This is a genomic window from Pantoea sp. X-Soil-TKNS-1207, from assembly GCF_059730485.1.
In genome coordinates this window covers 2,035,383-2,055,611 of sequence record NZ_AP035958.1, presented here as the reverse complement: position 1 = coordinate 2,055,611, position 20,229 = coordinate 2,035,383, and the positions used below count along the sequence as shown (strand labels likewise).

General features: G+C 57.9%; 22 protein-coding genes. 10 read left to right on the top strand and 12 right to left on the bottom strand.

From position 1 onward, the window contains the following. The first annotated feature begins 83 nt into the window (after nucleotides 1–83). From AC6I8V_RS09675 to AC6I8V_RS09650, 6 genes are read left to right on the top strand one after another with little or no spacing between them, the layout of a single operon-like run. A complete protein-coding gene (locus tag AC6I8V_RS09675; protein ID WP_497845645.1) occupies nucleotides 84–1,238 on the top strand; it encodes a mandelate racemase family protein in 1,155 nt (384 codons plus the stop codon). A gap of 60 nt (nucleotides 1,239–1,298) precedes the next feature. Beyond that, nucleotides 1,299–2,930 carry an ABC transporter substrate-binding protein gene (locus tag AC6I8V_RS09670; RefSeq protein ID WP_497845644.1) on the top strand — a complete coding sequence of 544 codons (1,632 nt, stop codon included), beginning with the start codon at nucleotides 1,299–1,301 and terminating at the stop codon, nucleotides 2,928–2,930. Continuing rightward, a complete protein-coding gene (locus tag AC6I8V_RS09665) occupies nucleotides 2,927–3,952 on the top strand; it encodes an ABC transporter permease (protein ID WP_497845643.1) in 1,026 nt (341 codons plus the stop codon). The genes AC6I8V_RS09670 and AC6I8V_RS09665 overlap by 4 nt, the downstream gene beginning before the upstream one ends. Further along, a complete protein-coding gene (locus AC6I8V_RS09660; RefSeq protein ID WP_497845642.1) occupies nucleotides 3,949–4,854 on the top strand; it encodes an ABC transporter permease in 906 nt (301 codons plus the stop codon). The genes AC6I8V_RS09665 and AC6I8V_RS09660 overlap by 4 nt, the downstream gene beginning before the upstream one ends. Then, the gene (locus tag AC6I8V_RS09655) at nucleotides 4,826–5,692 is read left to right on the top strand and encodes an ABC transporter ATP-binding protein (RefSeq protein WP_497845641.1); all 867 of its coding nucleotides are present in this window, start codon (nucleotides 4,826–4,828) and stop codon (nucleotides 5,690–5,692) included. The genes AC6I8V_RS09660 and AC6I8V_RS09655 overlap by 29 nt, the downstream gene beginning before the upstream one ends. Nucleotides 5,693–5,711: 19 nt before the next feature. Then, nucleotides 5,712–6,467 carry an ABC transporter ATP-binding protein gene (locus tag AC6I8V_RS09650; protein ID WP_497845808.1) on the top strand — a complete coding sequence of 252 codons (756 nt, stop codon included), beginning with the start codon at nucleotides 5,712–5,714 and terminating at the stop codon, nucleotides 6,465–6,467. Nucleotides 6,468–6,519: 52 nt separating this feature from the next. Here AC6I8V_RS09650 and AC6I8V_RS09645 read toward each other — a convergent pair whose 3' ends face one another. Further along, nucleotides 6,520–7,158 (bottom strand): RpiB/LacA/LacB family sugar-phosphate isomerase, encoded by a 639-nt coding sequence (locus tag AC6I8V_RS09645; protein WP_497845640.1) that lies wholly within the window; start codon nucleotides 7,156–7,158, stop codon nucleotides 6,520–6,522. A 130-nt stretch (nucleotides 7,159–7,288) separates the two neighbouring features. On the opposite strand from AC6I8V_RS09645, the gene AC6I8V_RS09640 reads away from it, so the two are divergent. Next, on the top strand, nucleotides 7,289–7,618 hold the full coding sequence (locus tag AC6I8V_RS09640) for a cupin domain-containing protein (protein WP_497845639.1): 330 nt from the start codon (nucleotides 7,289–7,291) through the stop codon (nucleotides 7,616–7,618). Nucleotides 7,619–7,650: 32 nt separating this feature from the next. Here AC6I8V_RS09640 and AC6I8V_RS09635 read toward each other — a convergent pair whose 3' ends face one another. The 4 genes from AC6I8V_RS09635 to AC6I8V_RS09620 all read right to left on the bottom strand — a co-directional run bounded on the left by AC6I8V_RS09635 (nucleotide 7,651) and on the right by AC6I8V_RS09620 (nucleotide 11,316). Continuing rightward, nucleotides 7,651–7,908, bottom strand: a complete 258-nt coding sequence (locus AC6I8V_RS09635) for a hypothetical protein (protein ID WP_497845638.1) — start codon at nucleotides 7,906–7,908, stop codon at nucleotides 7,651–7,653. A gap of 241 nt (nucleotides 7,909–8,149) precedes the next feature. Next, a complete protein-coding gene (locus AC6I8V_RS09630) occupies nucleotides 8,150–8,944 on the bottom strand; it encodes an SDR family NAD(P)-dependent oxidoreductase (protein WP_497845637.1) in 795 nt (264 codons plus the stop codon). 69 nt (nucleotides 8,945–9,013) lie between these two features. Next, nucleotides 9,014–10,180 carry an MFS transporter gene (locus tag AC6I8V_RS09625; protein WP_497845636.1) on the bottom strand — a complete coding sequence of 389 codons (1,167 nt, stop codon included), beginning with the start codon at nucleotides 10,178–10,180 and terminating at the stop codon, nucleotides 9,014–9,016. Continuing rightward, nucleotides 10,180–11,316: a serine hydrolase domain-containing protein gene (locus AC6I8V_RS09620; protein WP_497845635.1), complete on the bottom strand. Its 1,137-nt coding sequence runs from the start codon at nucleotides 11,314–11,316 to the stop codon at nucleotides 10,180–10,182. The genes AC6I8V_RS09625 and AC6I8V_RS09620 overlap by 1 nt, the downstream gene beginning before the upstream one ends. A 113-nt stretch (nucleotides 11,317–11,429) precedes the next feature. Between AC6I8V_RS09620 and AC6I8V_RS09615 the strand changes: the two genes are divergently transcribed. Next, nucleotides 11,430–12,317: a LysR family transcriptional regulator gene (locus AC6I8V_RS09615; RefSeq protein WP_497845634.1), complete on the top strand. Its 888-nt coding sequence runs from the start codon at nucleotides 11,430–11,432 to the stop codon at nucleotides 12,315–12,317. A gap of 82 nt (nucleotides 12,318–12,399) precedes the next feature. Beyond that, the gene (locus AC6I8V_RS09610; protein ID WP_497845633.1) at nucleotides 12,400–13,263 is read left to right on the top strand and encodes an NAD(P)-dependent oxidoreductase; all 864 of its coding nucleotides are present in this window, start codon (nucleotides 12,400–12,402) and stop codon (nucleotides 13,261–13,263) included. Here AC6I8V_RS09610 and AC6I8V_RS09605 read toward each other — a convergent pair. The 7 genes from AC6I8V_RS09605 to AC6I8V_RS09575 all read right to left on the bottom strand — a co-directional run bounded on the left by AC6I8V_RS09605 (nucleotide 13,230) and on the right by AC6I8V_RS09575 (nucleotide 18,085). Beyond that, nucleotides 13,230–13,814 carry a P-loop nucleotide/nucleoside kinase family protein gene (locus tag AC6I8V_RS09605; protein WP_497845632.1) on the bottom strand — a complete coding sequence of 195 codons (585 nt, stop codon included), beginning with the start codon at nucleotides 13,812–13,814 and terminating at the stop codon, nucleotides 13,230–13,232. The two genes, AC6I8V_RS09610 and AC6I8V_RS09605, sit on opposite strands and share 34 nt — an antisense overlap. Continuing rightward, the gene (locus AC6I8V_RS09600; protein WP_497845631.1) at nucleotides 13,811–14,248 is read right to left on the bottom strand and encodes a PTS sugar transporter subunit IIA; all 438 of its coding nucleotides are present in this window, start codon (nucleotides 14,246–14,248) and stop codon (nucleotides 13,811–13,813) included. The genes AC6I8V_RS09605 and AC6I8V_RS09600 overlap by 4 nt, the downstream gene beginning before the upstream one ends. 9 nt (nucleotides 14,249–14,257) lie before the next feature. Then, a complete protein-coding gene (locus AC6I8V_RS09595; RefSeq protein ID WP_497845630.1) occupies nucleotides 14,258–14,527 on the bottom strand; it encodes a hypothetical protein in 270 nt (89 codons plus the stop codon). Nucleotides 14,528–14,590: 63 nt separating this feature from the next. Continuing rightward, complete coding sequence (locus AC6I8V_RS09590; RefSeq protein WP_497845629.1) at nucleotides 14,591–15,433, bottom strand: class II fructose-bisphosphate aldolase; 843 nt, start codon at nucleotides 15,431–15,433, stop codon at nucleotides 14,591–14,593. Beyond that, a complete protein-coding gene (locus AC6I8V_RS09585) occupies nucleotides 15,420–16,787 on the bottom strand; it encodes a PTS sugar transporter subunit IIC (protein ID WP_497845628.1) in 1,368 nt (455 codons plus the stop codon). The genes AC6I8V_RS09590 and AC6I8V_RS09585 overlap by 14 nt, the downstream gene beginning before the upstream one ends. Beyond that, nucleotides 16,780–17,094: a PTS sugar transporter subunit IIB gene (locus AC6I8V_RS09580; RefSeq protein ID WP_497845627.1), complete on the bottom strand. Its 315-nt coding sequence runs from the start codon at nucleotides 17,092–17,094 to the stop codon at nucleotides 16,780–16,782. Before AC6I8V_RS09580 ends, AC6I8V_RS09585 begins: the two co-directional genes overlap by 8 nt. Nucleotides 17,095–17,104: 10 nt before the next feature. Next, the gene (locus AC6I8V_RS09575; protein WP_497845626.1) at nucleotides 17,105–18,085 is read right to left on the bottom strand and encodes a 6-phosphofructokinase; all 981 of its coding nucleotides are present in this window, start codon (nucleotides 18,083–18,085) and stop codon (nucleotides 17,105–17,107) included. A 436-nt stretch (nucleotides 18,086–18,521) separates the two neighbouring features. Between AC6I8V_RS09575 and dld the strand changes: the two genes are divergently transcribed. After that, nucleotides 18,522–20,219, top strand: a complete 1,698-nt coding sequence (gene dld / locus AC6I8V_RS09570) for a D-lactate dehydrogenase (protein ID WP_497845625.1) — start codon at nucleotides 18,522–18,524, stop codon at nucleotides 20,217–20,219. Nucleotides 20,220–20,229: the final 10 nt, after the last annotated feature.

Here is a 20,229-nt window from a genome sequence, read left to right as displayed (position 1 = left end):
ACTAAATTACGAAATGAAACACCGTTTTAATTTATTCATAACGCCCGTTGCGGGCATGGACATGTGTTTACCGAGGAGTTGCCGTGAAGATCAGCGCCATTGATGTCACCCAGTTCAGTTACCCCACCCGCCGCGTCTCGGACAGCGCCGGACATTCCCATCCCGGCCCTGAAAGCGACGCCCAACTAGCGCTGCTGACCCTGACCACCGAAGACGGCCACTGCGGATATGCGTTTGCCCCGCCGGAAGTGATCCGTCCGCATGTGGTCAACGCCTTCTTTCGCAAGGTGCTGCTGGGGCAAAACGCCTTTGATCGTGAACGGCTGTGGCAGGATCTGGTGCACTGGCAGCGCGGCAGCGCCCATCAGCTGACGGAGCGCGCCCTGTCGGCGGTGGAGCAGGCGCTATGGGATCTGATTGGCCGCCGATTGCAGCAGCCGGTGCATAAGCTGCTCGGCGGCTATCGCGAAAAAATCCCCGCCTACGGCAGCACCATGTGCGGCGACGAACTGGAAGGGGGACTGGCGACGCCCGATGATTACGCGCGCTTTGCCGAACAACTGGTGGCACGCGGTTATCGCGCCATCAAGTTGCACACCTGGATGCCGCCGGTGTCGTTTGCGCCCAGCCCGGCGATGGATATCAAAGCCTGCGCCGCCGTGCGTGAAGCGGTCGGACCGGATATCGCCCTGATGCTCGACGGCTATCACTGGTACAGCCGCAGTGACGCGCTCACCATTGGCAAGGCGCTGGAAAAGCTCAGCTTTACCTGGTTTGAGGAGCCGATGGAAGAGGAAAGCATGGCATCTTACGCCTGGCTGGCCAGTAACCTCAGCATCGATGTCCTTGGCCCGGAAAGTCTTGGCGGTAAACATCACAGCCGCGCCGACTGGGTGCAGGCCGGTGCCTGCGACATTCTGCGCGCCGGTGCCAACGGCGTCGGCGGCATCTCCGCCACCCTGAAAGTCGCCAGCCTCGCCGAAGCCTTCGGCATGGATTGCGAAGTGCACGGCAACGGCGCAGCCAGTCTGGCGGTGGTCGGCGCGATCCGCAACTGTCGCTGGTACGAGCGCGGCCTGCTGCATCCGTTCCTCGACTATGAACAACCCCCGGCTTATCTGCACAGCCTGGTCGATCCCATGGACAGCAACGGCTTTGTGCATCTGCCTTCGCGCCCCGGTCTTGGCGAGGACATTAACTTCAGCTGGATTGAGACCCATACCCTGAATCGCTGGTAAGTCACCATTACGAGCAGTACGGCAAACAACAATAAACCTCTGACCTGCTGGACTTTGCTTATGAACCTCTTTCCCCGCTGCACAGCGTGCTTCGTCGCGCTGCTGCTGCTGACGGGCAGCCCCGGCGTGCTGGCGGCCACCCCGGACGATCAGCTGATCGTCGGTATGAATATGAACAACCTGCTGACCCTCGATCCCGCCGCCATGACCGGCAACGAGATCGTGGGTATCGTGGTGAATCTGTATGACGGCCTGGTAGAGCTGAATCCACGCCAGCTGACGGATGTGCGTCCGGCGCTGGCGGATCGCTGGGAAATCAGCGCCGATAACCGGCAACTCACCTTCCACTTACGTGACAATGTCACCTTTCATTCCGGTAATCCGCTTACCAGCGCTGATGCGGTCTGGTCGATGCGCCGCGTGTTGCAGCTGAATCTGGCGCAGGCGTCGGTGTGGAAATCCTACGGGTTTACTAAAGACAACGTGGACCAGCTGATCACCGCCCCCGATGACCATACCGTGCAGATCCGTCTGCCGAAGGCCAACGATCCGAAACTGGTGCTCTATTCACTGGCCGCGCTCGGCAGCATGGTGGTGCTGGACAGCAAAACCGTGCAGGCTCATGCCGTCAACGGTGACTGGGGCAACCGCTGGCTGACCACCCATGAGGCTGGCTCCGGCCCCTTCCGTCTTGAGGTCTGGCAGGCAAAAGATGTGCTGCGTATGCAGCGCGATGATCGCTACTGGCGCGGCGCGCCAAAGCTGTCGCGCGTGGTGTTCCGTCATTTACAGGAGTCACAAACCCTGCGGCTGATGATGGAAAAAGGCGACATCGATATTGCCAGCAATATGGCGATTCCTGATGTGAAAGCGCTGCGTCACGATCCCGATCTCACCATCGACGCCGTACCGAAAGGCACCCTTTACTATCTGGCGATGAGCATGAAAGATGCCCATTTCGCCCATGCCAAAGTGCGCGAAGCGGTACGTTATCTGGTGGATTATCAGGGGATTAACAAAACTCTGATGGCCGGCTATGGCGAGCTGCATCAGCGTCCCATTCAGGCCGGAATGCCTGCCACGCTGCCCGACCCTGGCTACAAACTGGATATCCCGCGCGCCAAAGCCTTGCTGGCGGAAGCCGGTTATCCCGATGGCTTTGATACCACCCTGCGCGTGCTGGCGGATCAGCCGTTTCTCAATATCGCCATCGCTATTCAGTCCACGCTGATGCAGGGCGGCATTCGCGCCAAAATCATCACCGGCACCGGCAACCAGATCTACGGCGCGATGCGCGAACGTCAGTTCAACCTGCTGGTGGGACGCGGCGGCAGCGGCGTCGAACCCCATCCGCACTCCAGCCTGCGTTCGCTGGTGTACAACCCGAACAACGCTGACAGCGCAAGGCTGACCAACTTTCAGGGCTGGCGCACCGGTTTTTACGATGCGCAGCTGAATCAGATGATCGATCAGGCGTTGCTGGAGCGTGACAGCGCACGTCAGCAGCAGGATTACTTCGCCATCCAGCGGCGTTATGACCAATTGATCCCGGCGCTGATGCCCATTTCACAGATGGTCGATTCGGTGGTGGTGAACAACCGGGTGCAGGATTACGTGCCGCATCCGTCGGCCACCACCTTTTTGCGTGACGTGTGGAAAACGCCGGATAGCCTGGCGGGAGGAACACCATGAAACTGACGCGAAGCCACTGGCGCCAGCTGCGCAGCCGGGGCTGGCAGGTGCTCATTACGCTGACTGGCCTGCTGCTGCTGACCTTTTTTATCGGTCGGGTGATGCCGCTCGATCCGGTGCTGGCGATTGTCGGGCCGGATGCCGACCACGCCACATATCAGCAGGTCTATCACCAGCTTGGGTTTGATAAACCGCTGTGGGTGCAGTTTGGCATTTACCTGAACGGCCTGCTGCACGGCAATCTCGGCCAGGCGCTGCTGACCGGCCAGCCGGTGATCAACGATATTCTGCGCGTGTTCCCGGCGACGGTGGAGCTGGCGACGCTGGCGATTGTAATCGGCACCGGGCTGGGCGTCCCGCTTGGCGTCTGGGCCGCCGCGCGCCGTAACGGCGTGGTGGACTATGTGGTGCGTATTATCAGCCTCGCCGGTTACTCCACGCCGATTTTCTGGGTCGGCATGATCGGTCTGCTGCTGTTCTACGCCCACCTCGGCTGGGTGGGCGGTGCCGGGCGGGTCGATTTCAGCCTCGATGGCGTGGTGCCGCGTCGCACCGGCTTGCTGCTGGTGGATGCGCTGCTGGCGGGCAATGGCACGGTGTTCGCCAGCGCGCTGAATCATCTGATTCTGCCGGCATCGCTGCTTGGCTTCCACTCGCTGGCCTATATCAGCCGCATGACGCGCAGCTTTATGCTGGCGCAGCTGTCGCAGGAGTTCATCCTGACGGCGCGCGTCAAAGGGCTGACCGAGTGGCAGGTCATCTGGCAACACGCGTTCCGCAATATTCTGGTGCAGCTGCTGACGGTCGTGGCGCTGGCTTACGGTTCGCTGCTGGAAGGCGCGGTGCTGATTGAAACCGTCTTTTCCTGGCCGGGCTTTGGCTCCTATCTCACCGGTAGCCTGATGCTGGGAGATATGAATGCGGTGATGGGCTGCGTGCTGGTGGTCGGCCTGATTTTTGTCCTGCTCAACCTGGTTTCTGACCTGCTTTATCAGGTATTCGACCCGAGGACTAAAGTATGACGATTTCGCTGGCAACCCCGGCTTCCGCCGCCACGCACGAGCGGCTGGCGCGCTGTCGCCGCTTTGTGCGCCGCAGCGGGCACTTTATCGGCCGCATGGCACGTAATCCGCTGACCGCTATCGGTGGCGCCATCATCCTGCTGTTACTGCTGGTGGCGCTGTTTGCGCCGTGGATCGCCCCTTATCACCCGCTGGTGCAGGATCTGAATAACGCCCTGACGCCCCCGAACGCGCAGCACTGGTTCGGCACCGACGAATTCGGCCGCGATATCTTCAGCCGCCTGGTCTGGGGCGCACGCATCACCCTGTATATCGTGCTGCTGGTGTCGGTCACCGTCGGCCCGATTGGCCTGCTGCTGGGCGTCGCCGCCGGTTATTTCGGCGGTAAGGTCGATAGCGTGCTGATGCGCGTGACTGACATCTTTATCTCCTTCCCCAGCCTGGTGCTGGCGCTGGCGTTTGTCGCCGCGCTGGGGCCGGGCCTCGAACATGTGGTGATCGCCATTACCCTCACCGCCTGGCCGCCGATTGCGCGGCTCGCCCGTGCCGAAGCCCTGTCGCTGCGCCAGGCGGACTTTATCTCTGCGGTGCGTTTGCAGGGCGCCTCGTCGCTGCGCGTGCTGTGGAGACACATCGTGCCGCTCTGTCTGCCGTCGGTGATTATCCGTATCACCATGAATATGGCGGGCATCATCCTCACCGCGGCCGGGCTGGGCTTCCTCGGCCTTGGCGCACAGCCGCCGGACCCGGAATGGGGGGCGATGATCGCCAGCGGCCGCAGCTACATGCTGGAGTGCTGGTGGGTGGTGACGGTGCCGGGTCTGGCGATTCTGGTGAACAGTCTGGCGTTTAATTTCTTAGGAGATGGCTTACGTGACATCCTCGATCCCCGTAGCGAGTAATCCCCGACCGTTGCTCGACGTAGAAGATTTGCAGGTCAGCTTCGCCAACGGACGCCACATCACGCCTGCGGTGCGCGGTGTGTCGTTCCAGCTCGGCCAGGAGAAGCTGGCGATTGTCGGCGAATCCGGTTCGGGTAAATCCACCGTTGGCCGCGCCCTGCTACACCTGCATCCGCGCAGCGCGCAGGTCGCCGCCCGCCGGATGCAGTTTGCCGATTGCGATCTGCTGCGCGCCTCACCGGCGCAGATGCGCGCCATTCGCGGCAAACGTATCTCGATGATCATGCAGGACCCGAAATACTCCCTCAATCCGGTGGTGCGCATTGGCGAGCAGATTGCCGAGGCGTGGCGCAGCCATCATCCCGGACAGCGCGATGAAGCAAAGCGCCGCGCGCTGGCGATGCTGGATGTGGTGCGCATCCGCGACCCGGAGCGGGTGTATCAACTTTATCCCCACGAGATTTCCGGCGGCCAGGGGCAGCGCGTGATGATCGCCATGATGCTGATCACCGATCCCGAACTGGTCATCGCCGATGAGCCGACCTCAGCGCTGGATGTGTCGGTGCGTTTGCAGGTCATGGCGTTGCTGGATGATCTGGTGAAGCAGCGTGGCCTTGGCCTGATTTTTATCAGCCACGACATCAATCTGGTGCGCCACTTTTGTGACCGGGTGCTGGTGATGTATGCCGGGCGCATCGTCGAGTCGCTGGCGGCGGCGGAGCTGGATCGTGCGCAGCACCCCTATACCCAGGGCCTGCTGGCGGCGTTACCCGCCATGGACCAGCGCCGTCCGCGTTTGCCGGTGCTGCAACGCCAGGACAGCTGGCTGCAACCTTAAGGAGAGAGCCATGAAAGAGATGATCGGCGTACGTAATCTCAACCTCAGCTTTGGCGAGGAGGAACAGCGGCATCAGGTGTTGTCGGACGTCAATCTGGCGGTGCGGGAGGGCGAGATTTTTGGCCTGGTGGGTGAATCCGGCTCCGGTAAAACCACGGTGCTGAAGTGTCTCGCCGGTCTGTTTCCCCACTGGCAGGGCGAGCTGGCGATTGATGGACAGCCGCTGAAGCATCGCATCGAACGCAGCCTGTGTCGCAAAGTGCAGATGGTATTTCAGGATCCCTACGGTTCGCTGCATCCACGCCATACGGTCGGCGATATCCTGGAAGAACCGTTGCTTATCCACGGTATCGGCCAGCGCCAGCAGCGGGTGATCGCCATGCTGGAGAAAGTCGGCCTGAACCGTGCGTGGCAGACCCGCTATCCCCATCAGCTCTCCGGCGGCCAGCGCCAGCGCGTGGCGATTGCCCGTGCGCTGATCCTTGAACCGCGCGTGCTGCTGCTGGATGAACCAACCTCGGCGCTGGATGTGTCGGTGCAGGCGGAAATTCTCAACTTGCTTAGCGATTTGCAGCAGCAGACGCAGCTGACCTATCTGATGGTGACGCATGACCTGGGCGTGGTGGCGCATTTATGCCATCGCGTGGCGGTGATGCAGCACGGCAAGGTGCTGGAGACGCTGGAGGTGGATGCGCTGGTGGCCGGACAGGCCAGGGTGCCCTATACGCAGATGCTGGTGGAGGCGAGCCGGAGTCCGCGGGTCTCCGCGGTCTGATGCCCTAATCCCTCTCCCGCTTGCGGGAGAGGGATTAAGGTGAGGGTGTGAACTAGCGCGTTACCTCACGCACAAAGCCCACAATCTCGTCATTCTGCCCGTGCTCAAACAGACAGTGCTGGAGGCGCGGACCGCTCAGCGCGGTCTTCACCAGCTCAGGATCGATAGCGCGCAGGGTATCGAGATAGTTTTCCTTTGTCACCGCGGTTTTAACCTGATTCAGCAGCCCGGCATTACGCACCTGCGGCTCTTTGCGCTCAGGCGGATAGCCCAGTCCTTTGGCACCGGTAAAGGCTTTTTCAAAGATAAAGCGCAGATTGAGTTCCGCGCCCCAGCCAAAGCCTTTGGCGAAGGGCAGCGACAGCGCGTTCCCGTTGTTGATCTGGGCGAACAGGTACGCATCCGCCGGATCGATACAGTAGCCGCACACCACGCCCGGATGGATATTAAGCGACAGCAGCGCCCCCTGCCCGGTGCCGCAGCCCGCGATAACAAAATCCACCGCGTTGCTGTTCAGCAGTACGCTGGCCATGATGCCGAGATGAATATAGGTCAGATGATGATCCTGCTCGTCGCTCATGCCGACGTTAAACACCTGATGTCCCAGCGGTTGCGCCACCGCTGCCAGTTCTTTCAGTACGGTAGCGTTTTTGGCCGCCTGGCTGTTTTCCATCATTAACGCGATTTTCATGATCCATCCTTCATATTAAATTGAAACACCGTTTCATTTTAATCAAAGCTGACTAAAATGCAGCAGTGAAATTCCCTTTTGCTTGTGAGTTATGTCACACAACGGCGAGACAACACGCGAGGAGCCGACGATGTTTATCTACCGCAATGCCACACAGGTTGAAGATTTGGGTAACGGCGTCACGCGCCGCGTTCTGGCGCACGGCGGCCGTATGATGGCGGTTGAAGTCACCTTTGAAAAACAGGCCATCGGCCCGCTGCATCACCACCCGCATGAGCAGCTGACCTATGTGCTTTCAGGGCGTTTTGCCTTTACCATCAATGGCGTGACCAGAGAAGTCAGCGCCGGTGACACCCTCTACAAAGCGCCGGATGTGGTGCACGGCTGCGTCTGTCTGGAGGCGGGTACGCTGCTGGATACCTTTACCCCGCAGCGTGAAGATTTTCTGGCAGCACAGTAATCCAGACGCTGCGCCCGGCGCAGCATCTCGGGCTATTTCCTGAGCAGTTTCCTGCCAGCCTCCGTCAGCCTGACCGCATAAAAACGCGTCATATCGTTCGACGCTGTTACGAATTCAATCAAACCATCGCGCATCAACGGCGACAAGCTGCGGCAATTCACTTCTCTTCTTTTGTGCGTGGCTGTATCGCGTATGACTTCCACGCCTACGGCTTTATCACCACGCAACAGGTACTCCCTGCCTTTTTGCAAACGGCATAACGTATTTAGCTTTTCCGGTGAAATCCCCATTCAACCCACCTTCTGGCAAAAATTGCACCATGCTGTCAAACGGAGCTTCCCATTCACAGCCCCATGGTCTGACGTGCAATAAGTTCAATGCCTTAGATATCAGGCAACGGCCATTGTAAGGAAGAGGTAAAGAAATCGTAAGGTATTTTGCAGGCAGCAGGGTCGCCATTGATGGCGACCTGGTGATGTGAGCGGGAACAGGATCGCCATTGATGGCGACCCGATCACTTACGCGGTGCGATCAAACAATATCATCCACTACGCCGCCATCAACGCGCAGCGCGGCACCGGATGTGGCGGATGCCTGGGTGGAACAGACGTACACCACCATATTTGCCACTTCTTCCACCGTGGCGGCGCGCTGGATCACCGAACTCGGACGCTGGCTCATCACAAACTCTTTCGCCAGCGTCTCCAGCGTTTTGCCGGTACGCTTCACTTCTTCAGCCATCATGCTGGCGAAGCCATCCGACAGCGTCGGGCCTGGCAACACGCTATTTACCGTGACCCCGGAACCGGCCACCACTTTCGCCAGACCGCGCGACAGCGACAGCTGCGCGGTTTTGCTTACGCCGTAATGCACCATATCGGCCGGAATATTGCGCGCCGATTCAGACGAGATAAACACCACGCGTCCCCAGCCCTGCTTCACCATATTCGGCAGCAACGCGCGCGACAGACGCACCCCGGACATCACGTTGGTCTGCCAGTAATCTTCCCAGGTATCATCGTCGGTGGCGTAGAAATCTTTCTGTCCGTAGATCCCGGCGTTATTCACCAGAATATCAATGGCGGGTAAGCCCTTCAGCAGGGTATCAACCCCCTGCGCGCTGCCCAAATCCGCAATCACCGTATGAATTTTGGCGCCTGCCACGGCTGCGTTCAGTTTTTCCCGCGCGCGGCTGACGGACTCTTCACTGCGCCCGTTAAGCACCACTTCCGCCCCGCTCTCAGCCAGCCCCTGGGCAATGGCAAAACCAATGCCGCCGGTTGACGCGGTGATTAACGCTATTTTTCCGTGTAGATCGATTTTCATAACATTCTCCATGATTGATTGCGCGACTCATCGCGCCGCTACGGAAGGTGCGTTGTGTTGAGATCAGAATCACAACAGCCTGGTTGAAAGGCGTAACGATGCCTTGACGAAACATGCGGTTGTCATCACCAGCAGCAGCAACAGCACCGGAGCAAAACCGGCAATCCCCCAGCCCGCCAGCAGCAATCCGCCCATCACGCCACCCCCCGCAATCGCCAGGTTCCAGACGGTGACAAGCATCGATTGCGCCACATCGGTGGCGGCGCCGGCCTGCTCCACCATCGCAGTCTGAAACAGTGTCGCGGCACCGCCAAACGCCAATCCCCACAGCACCACGGCCAGCCACACCACCGCGGTATTGTCAGCAGCCAGCTGCAACAGCAGCGCGGCACAGATAAACAGCACCAGACTGAACAACGTCAGCTGTTGCAGATAACGGCCAATCATCATGCCGGTAACAAAAATGCTGATCAGCGAACAGATACCGAAAAGCAGCAGCACGCTATCAGTGCGCGTCGCCAGACCGGCAGGCTGGAGAAAAGGTGAGATATAGGTATAGAGCAGGTTATGCGCCAGCACAAAACCCAGCACCAGCAGCAAGACGCTGCGCACGCCCGGCAACATAAATACCTGGTACAGAGAACGGCGCTGTTGTGCCGACTGCCCGGCCACATCCGGGGCAGTCAAACGCAGGATGGCGATCAACAGTAGCGACAACCCGGACAAACCGGCAAAGCAAATCCTCCACCCCAGCAGATTGCCGGCAAAAGTCCCGAGCGGCACGCCAATGGACAACGCCAGCGGCGTACCGGCCATCGCCACCGCAATCGCTTTCCCCCGGTTATGCGCCGCCACCATCGCCGCCGCATAACCCGCCAGCAGCGCCCACAACACGCCTGCCGCCATGCCCGCAATGCCGCGGGCCACCAGCATCAGGGCATACCAGGGAGACCAGGCTGTCACCAGATTCGCCAGGGTAAAGCCCGCCAGGGCCAATAACAGTAACCGCCTGCGCCGCATCCCCTGCAACAGCAGCATGACCGGGATGGCGGCCAGCAGCGATCCGAGCGCATAGACCGTGACACTCTGCCCGGCAGCGGCGGCGGAGACGCTGAGATCGTTGGACATCGGTGTCAGCAAACCCGCCGGTAATGCCTCGGTCACGATGGCGATAAACGCCGTCATGCTGAGCGCAACCAGCGGGATCACCGGCAAATCCTCGGTTGTTTTCCCCATCACGCCACCACCAGCCCCTGATACACCGCATCGCGCAGATCATTAACAAACTGACCCGACATTCCTTCGTATAAGGTGTTGGTAAAAGCCACCACGCTCAGTTGCTGAAGCGGATCGACAAACCATGCGTGGCCGTAAGCACCTCCCCAGCGCCAAGTGCCGATAGATTCCGGCGATGCCGCCAACTGCGGATCACGCAGCACCGAGAAACCCAGCCCGAAGCCAACCCCCGGCGCGTCCGGCAGTTCACACTGGCTGACCTGATCGCGCCCCATTTCCGCCACCCATGCCGGTGACAGCAGGCCACCGCTGCGTAAGCTTTCCAGCAAGCGCATAAAATCGCTGACGGTACCCACCATGCCTGCGCCACCTGACGGAAATGCCTGACGATCATAGACGCGCGCCGGGCTGTAGCGGATCCCGACAAGGTCAGCAAACGGCGAGACGACCTCATTTTCCTGTAACCGATGCGGCTGCGGTTGCCCGTTCACATAGGCGGTCACCACGTATTGATCCGCAGAGACAGAAAAGCCGGTGGCCTGCATTGCCAGCGGGTCCGTCACCAGCATTTTCACTGCCTCGTCCAGCGGCTGTCCCTGCACCTGCTCAATCAGCGCCCCGACCACATCAATCGCCAGCGAATAACACCATCCCTGGCCAGGGGGATATAACAACGGTACCGTGGCGATGCGCTGCACATTCTCCGTCAGCGACCAGCCGGAAGCATCCATACCATCGGAAACCCCTGCACGGGCATAAGGGCCATCTTCAGCGGCTTCGAGAAAGCGATAACCCAGCCCGGCACTGTGGCTCAGCAACTGCCGCAGCGTGATCGTCACGCTACTGCCATCCGCTAAGCGTGGCGCAAACCACGGCAGCCAGCGTTGAATGTCCTCATCCAGCTGTAGCTTACCCTGCGCAACCAGCACCATCGCGGCGCTGGTGACAATCGGTTTGCTGACCGACGCGAGGCGAAAGCGGCTATGCAGCGTCATACGCTGTTCACTTTCGCGATCGGCATACCCCGCTGCCTGGTGAAAAATTATCTGCCCACGATGGGCAATCATCACTTCTGCACCCACCACGCGCTGCTCAGCTATTGCCCGCTGGATCACCGCTTCAAGCAAACCCTTCATGCTTTTATCTCCTTAATTATCAACGGAACCACAGTAGTCGCTTCCTGATTGCGGAAAAAGGTGGGTATATTTCACTACTCTGCGGAAATAAATGTCCGCAATAGCGAGGGCGCGTGGACAGTCTCAATGGGTTTATGGTGTTTGTGCAGGTAGCGGAAACACGCAGTTTCGTCGCGGCCGGGCGCTATCTGGGGGTTTCAGCTTCGGCGGTAGGGAAAAGTATCAGCCGGCTGGAAGATAAACTTGGGGTGCGGCTGTTTCATCGTAGTACGCGCAGCATCACCCTCACCGCCGAAGGTGTGCTGTTTTTACAGCGCAGCCAGCGCATTCTGGCAGAGATCGAAGCCGCAGAACGCGAGCTGACACAGGCAGCAGCGCGTCCCCGCGGCCGGTTACGCCTGAGTCTGCCGCTGGTGAGTTCGCTGATTCTGCCGGTGCTGGGTGACTTTATGCGCGAGTATCCGGAGATCCAGCTGGATATGGATTTCACAGACCGGCTGGTGGATGTGATTGCCGGCGGCTACGACGCGGTGCTGCGGGTGGGCCAGCCCAGCGATTCACGCTTGTCGGCACGCAAGCTTGGGCATTCCCGTACCCTGGTGGTCGCCTCTCCAGACTATCTGGCACGACACGGCGAGCCACAGACTCCGGCTGATCTGGCCCAACACGCCTGCCTGCATTATCGCTTTCTCAGCAGCGGCAAGCTGGAGCCCTGGGAGATGCGCGACAATCAGGCCGAATATGAATTTACCCGGCCTGCGGCGATGGTTTGCAATAACATTGAGACGCGTGTCTGCTTTGCTGTGCGTGGCCTGGGGCTGGCCTGGTTGCCCGACTTTGCAATCCGCGAGGCACTGGCGCAGGGGCAGCTGCGTGAGGTGTTATCCGACTATGCCTGCCATAGCGGAGTGTTCCATCTGTTGTGGCCTGCCAGTAAACATCCCTCGCCCAAAGTGCGCGCTCTGATTGATTTTCTCAGTCCACGTCTTTTCCCTGAGTGAAATATATTTGGTTGCATTTGCTGATAGCAGGAAAACGGCGGCGCGCTCCATACTGGAAGCACCTTTCCCAGGAGATTGAGCCATGAAAACCCTAGCCTTTGCCGCACCGGGTGCGATGGGCGCAGCGGTTGCTGCTGTTCTGACACAGCACGGCGCGCGCGTAATCTGTCCCTTCAGCCAGCGTTCCGCCGATTCGCAACAGCGCGCTCACGCCGCGCAGATGACCGATGCCAGTGAAGCCGCGTTATGCGAAGCCGATATTATCTTCTCCATTCTGCCGCCCGAGTTTGCCCTCAGCTGGGCGCAGCAGATGGCGCCGCATTTACAGGCGGCGACGCGCAAACCCTTGTATGTCGACTGCAACGCCATCAGCCCGGAAACGCTGCAACAGGTGGCGGCGGTGATTGAGGCCACCGGCACGCCCTTCGCCGATGGCGCGATTATCGGCCTGCCGCCGGGCGAGCAAAATCCCGCCGGGCCGCGCTTCTGGTTCTCCGGTCCACATGCCAGCGACCTCGCGGCACTGAGCGAGCTGGGCCTGCGCGTGCGCATTATGCAGGCGGAAAATGGCGCGGCCTCGGCGCTGAAGATGGCCTATGCCGGGATCAACAAAGGCATCACCCTGCTGACCTCGGCGATGCTGATTAACGCCAGCCGCGTTGGCGCGGCGGAGGCGTTGCGCGAAGAGATGGCCGAAAGCCAGGCGGCGATGCTGAAAAGAATAGAAAAAGCCACCCCGGATATGCTGCCAAAAGCCTGGCGCTGGGCGGCTGAGATGGATGAGATCGCCACCCTCAATCAGGGTGAGCTGGCAACCGATCGCCTGTATCAGGCATTGGGGGAGGTATGCCGTCAGCTGGCTGCCGACCAGAAAGGCGATCGGCAGTTAAGCGCCCTGCTGACGGCTTTTCTTCACCCCGATACCGATAACGGGCGCGAAGCGTAATTCACCGGCTGCAACTGTCGTTGTAGCCACGCCTGCGCCGCCGCCTCGTCCGGTGCGCAGGCATCCAGCTGCAACACCGGACCGAGCGCCATCGGCTGGGCGCGTTCCGCCAGTTGCCGCAGCTCCGGCAGATACTCCGCGCCAGGATGGCCAGGCATCCGTTGTTCCAGACGCGCCTGATAACGCGCCACCACCTCATCCGGTGTGATCGCCATCCACAGCTCCAGCACCCGTGTCACCCCCGCATTGCGCAGGCCCTCCTCCAGCACCGCTTTGGGCTGAAAACCGAACCAGGCATCGATCAGATAGACGCAGTTCGCGGGCGCCTGGCCGACAATCTTCCAGATTGCCTGATAGGCGGCGCAACCCAGCTGGCGATTGCGCAGGCGATCTACCGGCGCGAAGCTGGCCATAAACGGCTCTTTCAGGCTGTCGAGCGTCAGCACCGGCAAGCCAAACTGCTGAGCCAGCCCGCGCGCCAGGGTGCTTTTGCCGGAAGCCGGAATACCGTTGACCAGCACCACACATTTCTCCTCAGTGCACGTTGTCATAGGATTGCGATGACCTCCGCCACACTGCTGGCGTTGCGCAGCCGCACCAGCGTTTCCTCATCTTCCAGCATCGTCACAATGGCGCGGATACCCTCTTCAATATGGGCGTTGCTGTCACGCGCACCGAACATGATGACGATATCGGCCTTGTCGCTGCCGTCGAATGACACCGGCTCTTCCAGTACGATCAGGCTAAAGCAATCCTTCAGCACGCCGGTTTCCGGGCGCGCATGGGGGATGGCGATTCCCTCCTCGAACACGTAATACGCGCCGTGGGTCAGGGTGTTGGCGATCACCGCCTCCGGATAGGAAGGGTTGACATAGCCGCCGTTAACCAGCGGCTGGGCAGCCAGCGCAATCACCTCGCGCCAGTCGGTTGCGGCAATTCCCACCTGAATCGCGTTCGCTTCCTGCAACAGTCGTTTGATACTCATACCGCCTCCTTAAATCGACTTGCGAATGGTATTGCGCAGCTCATCGATTTTGACGAACAGCGGATCAATCTGCTGGCGATAACGACGGCTTTTGGCAAATAAACTTAATGCCCGATTGTACTCCAGCATTAATTGTTTTTGCGTGTCGCCTGATTGCGGATTATTCGCCAGCTGCTGCTCCAGCGTGCTTATTTTCTCACTGATGCTTTCTGCCTGACGATCTATTTCCTGCTGATCTGGCCCGTTATTTTCCTGCGACTTTTTCCTGAATCCAAACATAGCGTCTCCTGCCCCGAATGGCGCCAGGGCACCTCAGGTTAATACGTCATGAGTTATGCGCGCTTAGCGGAATAGCTGAATTTTTTCTACCAACACATCGGTGACGGCATCATTGGCGGGCACGAGGAAGTTGCGCACGCTGTCGTTCACTTTGCCTTTTTCGAAGGTTTGTTTACAGTGCGCCACCCATTGCACGTTCATTTCTGTGCCGACGTTCACCTTTTCGATGCCGCTGCGTACCGCAAGACGCATATCTTCGTCGCTGACGCCGGTGCCGCCATGCAGCACCAGTGGCGTATGCGTCGCGGCGGTGATATCCGCCAGCCGCTGATGCTGAATATGCGCCTTTCCGGTGTACAGGCCATGCACCGTGCCGATGGAAATCGCCAGCATATCGACGCCGGTCTCAGTGACAAAGCGTTTGGCGTCGTCGACCGTGGTGAACGCGGTTTCGTTCATTGCCACCGATTTCCCGTCTTCCGAGCCGCCAATCGCCCCCAGCTCCGCCTCCACGGAGACGTGACGTGGACGCGCCATATCAATCACTTTACGCGTGTTGGCGATGTTCTCGTCAATCGGCAGATGCGAGCCGTCGTACATCACCGAGCTGAAGCCCGCATCAAGCGCGGTCTGAATCGCCGCCAGATCTGAACAGTGATCCAGATGCAGGCAGGTTGGCACATTGCGGCTTTCCGCCAGCGAACAAATCGCATCAACCAGTAACTTATGGCCAAGATATTTCGCCGTGCCGGTAGAAATCTGAATCATTAATGGGCTATTGGTTTTTTCTGCCGCTTTAAAATAAGCCGGTAACATTTCCAGACAGTGTAAATTAAAAGAGCCGAGCGCTTTAAATTCACGTTGTTTAGCCACCTCTAACAAATCGGTGAAATTATAGAGTTTCATGAATATTTTCCTCGTGAGGCTTAGTGGATTTTCCGTTAACAAACCAGGCAATCAGGGTAATGAAGAGAATAAACAGTGCGACAAACAGCCAGTTATTCTGGAACGCATGACCGAGCACCAGGCCGGTACTGATAACGTCCGAATCACTGAAGGTGACGCCGGTAAAACCGTAACTTTCCAGCATCGGCACCAGAATGGCGGGCAGTATGGTGATAAACAGACCGTGGACAAAACCGCCAATCATCGCGCCGCGACGACCGCCAAGCGCGTTACCAAACACCCCGGCGGTACCCCCGGCGAAGAAGTTGGTCAGCAGACCCGGCAAAATCATCGCCAGACCGAACATCGGGAACACCAGCATACCGACGACCGAACCGAGCGTGGTGGCGAGGAAGCCAACGATCACCGCGTTCGGCGCATACGGGAACATCACCGGACAGTCGAGCGCAGGTTTGGCATCCGGCACGATACGCATGGCGATACCGCGAAACGCCGGCACCAGTTCGTTCAGCAACAAACGTACGCCGCTGTACAGTACGAACACCCCGGCCACGAACTGAATCGACTGCATAAAGGCATACATCAGGTAGTTCATACCGTTGCTGTACTGCGCGATAAAAGCCGGGCCTGCTGCCACCGCCGGGATCAGGTACATCGGCACCATCACCACCGCCATCGACAGGTAGGTATCCTGCAAAAACTTGAAGTTATCCGGCAGCTTGAGGTCTTCGGTGGAGCGGGAGCCTTTGCCCACCACTTTCGCCACCGCCGCAGTCACCAGGTAGCCAATGGTGCAGAAGTGGCCGAGCGCGACGTCGTCCGAGTCAGTGATGCGACGCACCACCGGCTGGGCCAGCGCGGGCATCACCACCGCCATCACGCCGCCAAAAATACCGCCGGTCAGGATCAACGGTAAGCCCGTCAGTCCCGCTTTGTAGCCGATCACCGCACCGATGGTCGCCATCCACAGCAGCGCCTGACCGGTGAGGAAGATGTATTTGAACGGTGTCAGACGGGCAATGATGATGTTGACGATAAAGATCACCAGCAGCGTCAGCGCCACTTCTGAACCCAGCTCGCGGTTGGCTAACCCGGCAATCGCCGCAACGTCAGTGATATAACCCTTCATACCAAAGCCGTGGGTGAAAATGGTGTTGAGGAAAGTCAGGGTGCCCACAATAATGTTGATACCCGCCATCATAATTAAGAAACCGAGCAGCGTTTTAAAGGTGCCTTCCACCACCTTCCCTGCTGATTTTTTTTGCAGTAGCAGACCGACGAGGGCAATAAAGGCGATCAAAATCGACGCCTGCCCCAGCAGATCTTTTACCAGGAAGTTGATCACACTATTCATGACTGGCAACCTTCATGTTGTGGTCTTTCAAAAACGCCACGATCTTTTCCTCAATTTCGGCTTTGTCGGTCAGCTTGTTGAGAATAATCACCCGCTTCATCTGTTCCGGGCTGGCATCGGCATTTAATACATCGGCGAAGGCTTTCTGCGTTAAAATCATGTCGGATTTAAAGGCATTGGCTTCGGAGATGGTGGTGTGGTCGATATCTGCGTCAATTTCCAGCTTCTTTAATACCGATTTGGCGCTCATTTCGATGGCGAAACTGGATCCCAGACCACATCCGCACACACATAATATTTTCAGCATGGCTATCTCCTCACAGGATATGCAATTGTTTGGCGAGTTTGTAATGATGCCCTTCGGTATCCACCAGGCGTTTTTTCATGCTTATTAAATCGATCGGAATCGGTTTGTTGCTGCCATTAATAATGACGGCTTTATTGCGCATTCCCGACTGAATACAACGCGCGACTTCACTGGCCATAATGGTGCCCTGATAAATCTCTTCACAGGTCGGCTCACCGTTACGCAGGCCATAACCGATAATGGTTTTACGGATACGTACACCAATCATCGGCTCAAGCTGTTTAATTAAGGTATCAATTGCGCCCTGAAAACCCGGTGAATATTCACGGGTGTAGCCTTCCGAACACAAAATAATCACGCTATTCTGCGCCGCCAGCCGCCTGGTGATGCGCTCCGCCAGCTCATGAGGCGCAATCTGGCATTCGGGGATTAGCGCAAAATCAGCATTGGATTTAATGGCCGACTGAAGCGTTAATTCGCCGCAATAACCGCCCAGCAATTCCACCATAAACACCCGCCCGGTTAAGGCGCGACCGGTATTGCGTAATTTCGCCACCTCTTTTAACACCTGTTCACAGGCGGTGGAAAAACCAATGGTGTAATCACTGCCAAATACGTCGTTATCAATGGTCATGCCGACGCCAAAACAGTTGATGCCAAATTCGCTTAGCGTATGCAGAAATTGCAGTGAACCATCGCCACCGGCCATAATTAAGACATCGATACGCAACGCTTTCAGGTGTTTGGTGATGATCTCATATTCCGGGCGAATTAATTTTCGCGTCGGGCGTCCTGATTGCATCACCGGAATTGCCGCGATAGCGTAATCCACCAAATCACGCTGGGCGATTTCCTGATGATTATTTTCCAGCAAGCCCGGAATGCCGCCATTAAATAACACCATCCCGGCCTGGGTTAAGCGGGAAATCTGATAAATAAAGTTATTAATGCCAGTGACATCACCGCCGCTGATCACCATGCCAATTCTCATTGTCAGAACTCCTCATGCTGCGCGTCTGATATTCATTCTTCCGATCAACGAGGTTCTTATTTGCAATGAAGATCACATTTTTACTACGAATTCACGCAGCGAGATCATTGACAGTGGTTCTGAGTGGCTTATTTTTGTGATTAACATCACATTGGTAATGTTACCGATCAATCTTAATTATGATTAATTTCATAAGGTTATATTTATTTTATGCATCGAAATGGCTGAGGTGATTTAAACCGGTTTGCGCCTTTTTTCTTTAAATCTATTTTGTGATTTCCCACGCATTTTTATTGGCTCGCAGGCGATTTCCCGCGAAAGATAAAGGGATAATGCTTCAGTGCGTTATTTATCGTTTAGTCCCGATGAATGATTGACTTTTCTACTTATCCCCCTGTCCAATAACGCGGCAGACCCATGACACAGAAGAGAAAAGATGACATCCCCGCAGGTAATGTTGCGTCAGCTCACTGACGTGGTAGGTGAAAAACAGCTGTTAACCCATCCTGATGATAAAGCCTGGTACACCAAAGGATTCCGCGTCGGTCGCGGCGAAGCGCTCGCCGTGGCCTTGCCGCAGACGCTGCTGCAACTGTGGCAGATCCTTCAGGTATGCGTGGCGCACGACGCCATCATTCTGATGCAGGCATCCAATACCGGCGTCACCGGCGGCTCTACGCCGGACGGCAACGATTATGACCGTGACGTGGTGATTGTCAGCACGCGCCAGCTGAAAGGCGTTCAGGTGATTGACCAGGCACGCCAGGTGATTGCTTTCCCCGGTACTACGCTGACCGAGCTGGAGCAGACGCTGCAACCCCTGGGACGCGAGCCGCATTCGGTGATCGGCTCCTCGTGCATCGGGGCTTCGGTGGTGGGCGGTATCTGCAACAACTCCGGCGGGTCGCTGATTCGCCGTGGTCCGGCATTTACTGAGAAATCGCTGTTTGCCCGCATCCATGACGATGGTTGCCTGGAGATGGTCAACCATCTCGGTATTGATCTCGGCGCCACGCCGGAAGCGATGCTGGCGAATCTCAGCGGTCAGCAATATCAGACCGGCGATCAACCGGACTGGCAGGGAAAAATCTGGGCAGAGGATTACGCCGACCGCCTGCGCGATGTCACCGCCGACAGCCCTTCGCGCTTTAACGGCGACATCCGATACCTGCACGACAGCGCGGGCAGCGCCGGGAAAGTGGTGGTGTTTGCCGTACGCCTGCCCACTTTTGAAGCCAGTAGCGGCAGCGACACCTTCTATATCGGCACCAACGAAGAAGCGGAGCTGGTGGCGCTGCGCCGCTTTCTGCTGACGCGTATGAGCGAGCTGCCGTTGCAGGCGGAGTATATCCATCGCAACGCCTTTGATTTAACCGTGCGCTACGCCAAACATATGTATCTGGCGATCCGTAAGCTGGGTCCGCAGGCCATCCCGCAGATGATGGCGAAAAAAGCCAAATGGGATGTGCGCGTCAGCCATCTGACATTCCTGCCGCGCAATTTTGTTGATCGGGTGCTGCAATTCTTTAACCAGATAACCCCGCGTTTTGTTGCGCCGCGCATTATGGATTACCGCAGTGAATATCAGCATCATCTGATGATCAAGGTCGATGCAACGCAAACCGCTGAATTACAGGCATTGTTACAGGAATTTTTTGCCAGCCATAGCGGTAACTTTTTCCATTGCGATGCGCGCGAAGCGGCCGATGCCTTTCTGGTGCGTTTCGGCGTCGGCGGCTGCACCATCTCCTATTGCGATGCCCTCGGTTACAATCCGAACGAGCGGCTGGTGGCGTTTGATGTGGCGCTGCGCCGTAACGATGATGAGTGGCGTTTAACCCTGCCAGACCATCTGGCAGCCCAGGTGCAGGTGGATTCCTGTTGCGGGCATTTCTTCTGTTACGTCAATCATCAGGATTACGTGCTAAAGGCGGGTGTTGATGCGAAGGCGTTTAAAGAGGCGGTGAAGGTGTATCTGGAGCAACGCGGTGCGAAGTATCCGGCGGAGCATAACGTCGGGCATCTGTATCATGCGTCTTGCGAGCATGTGGCGCACTGGCAGCAGCTGGACCCGACCAACAGTTGCAATCCGGGTATTGGCAAAACCAGTAAGAAGAAGTTTTGGGCCGAATAGACATTCCCCA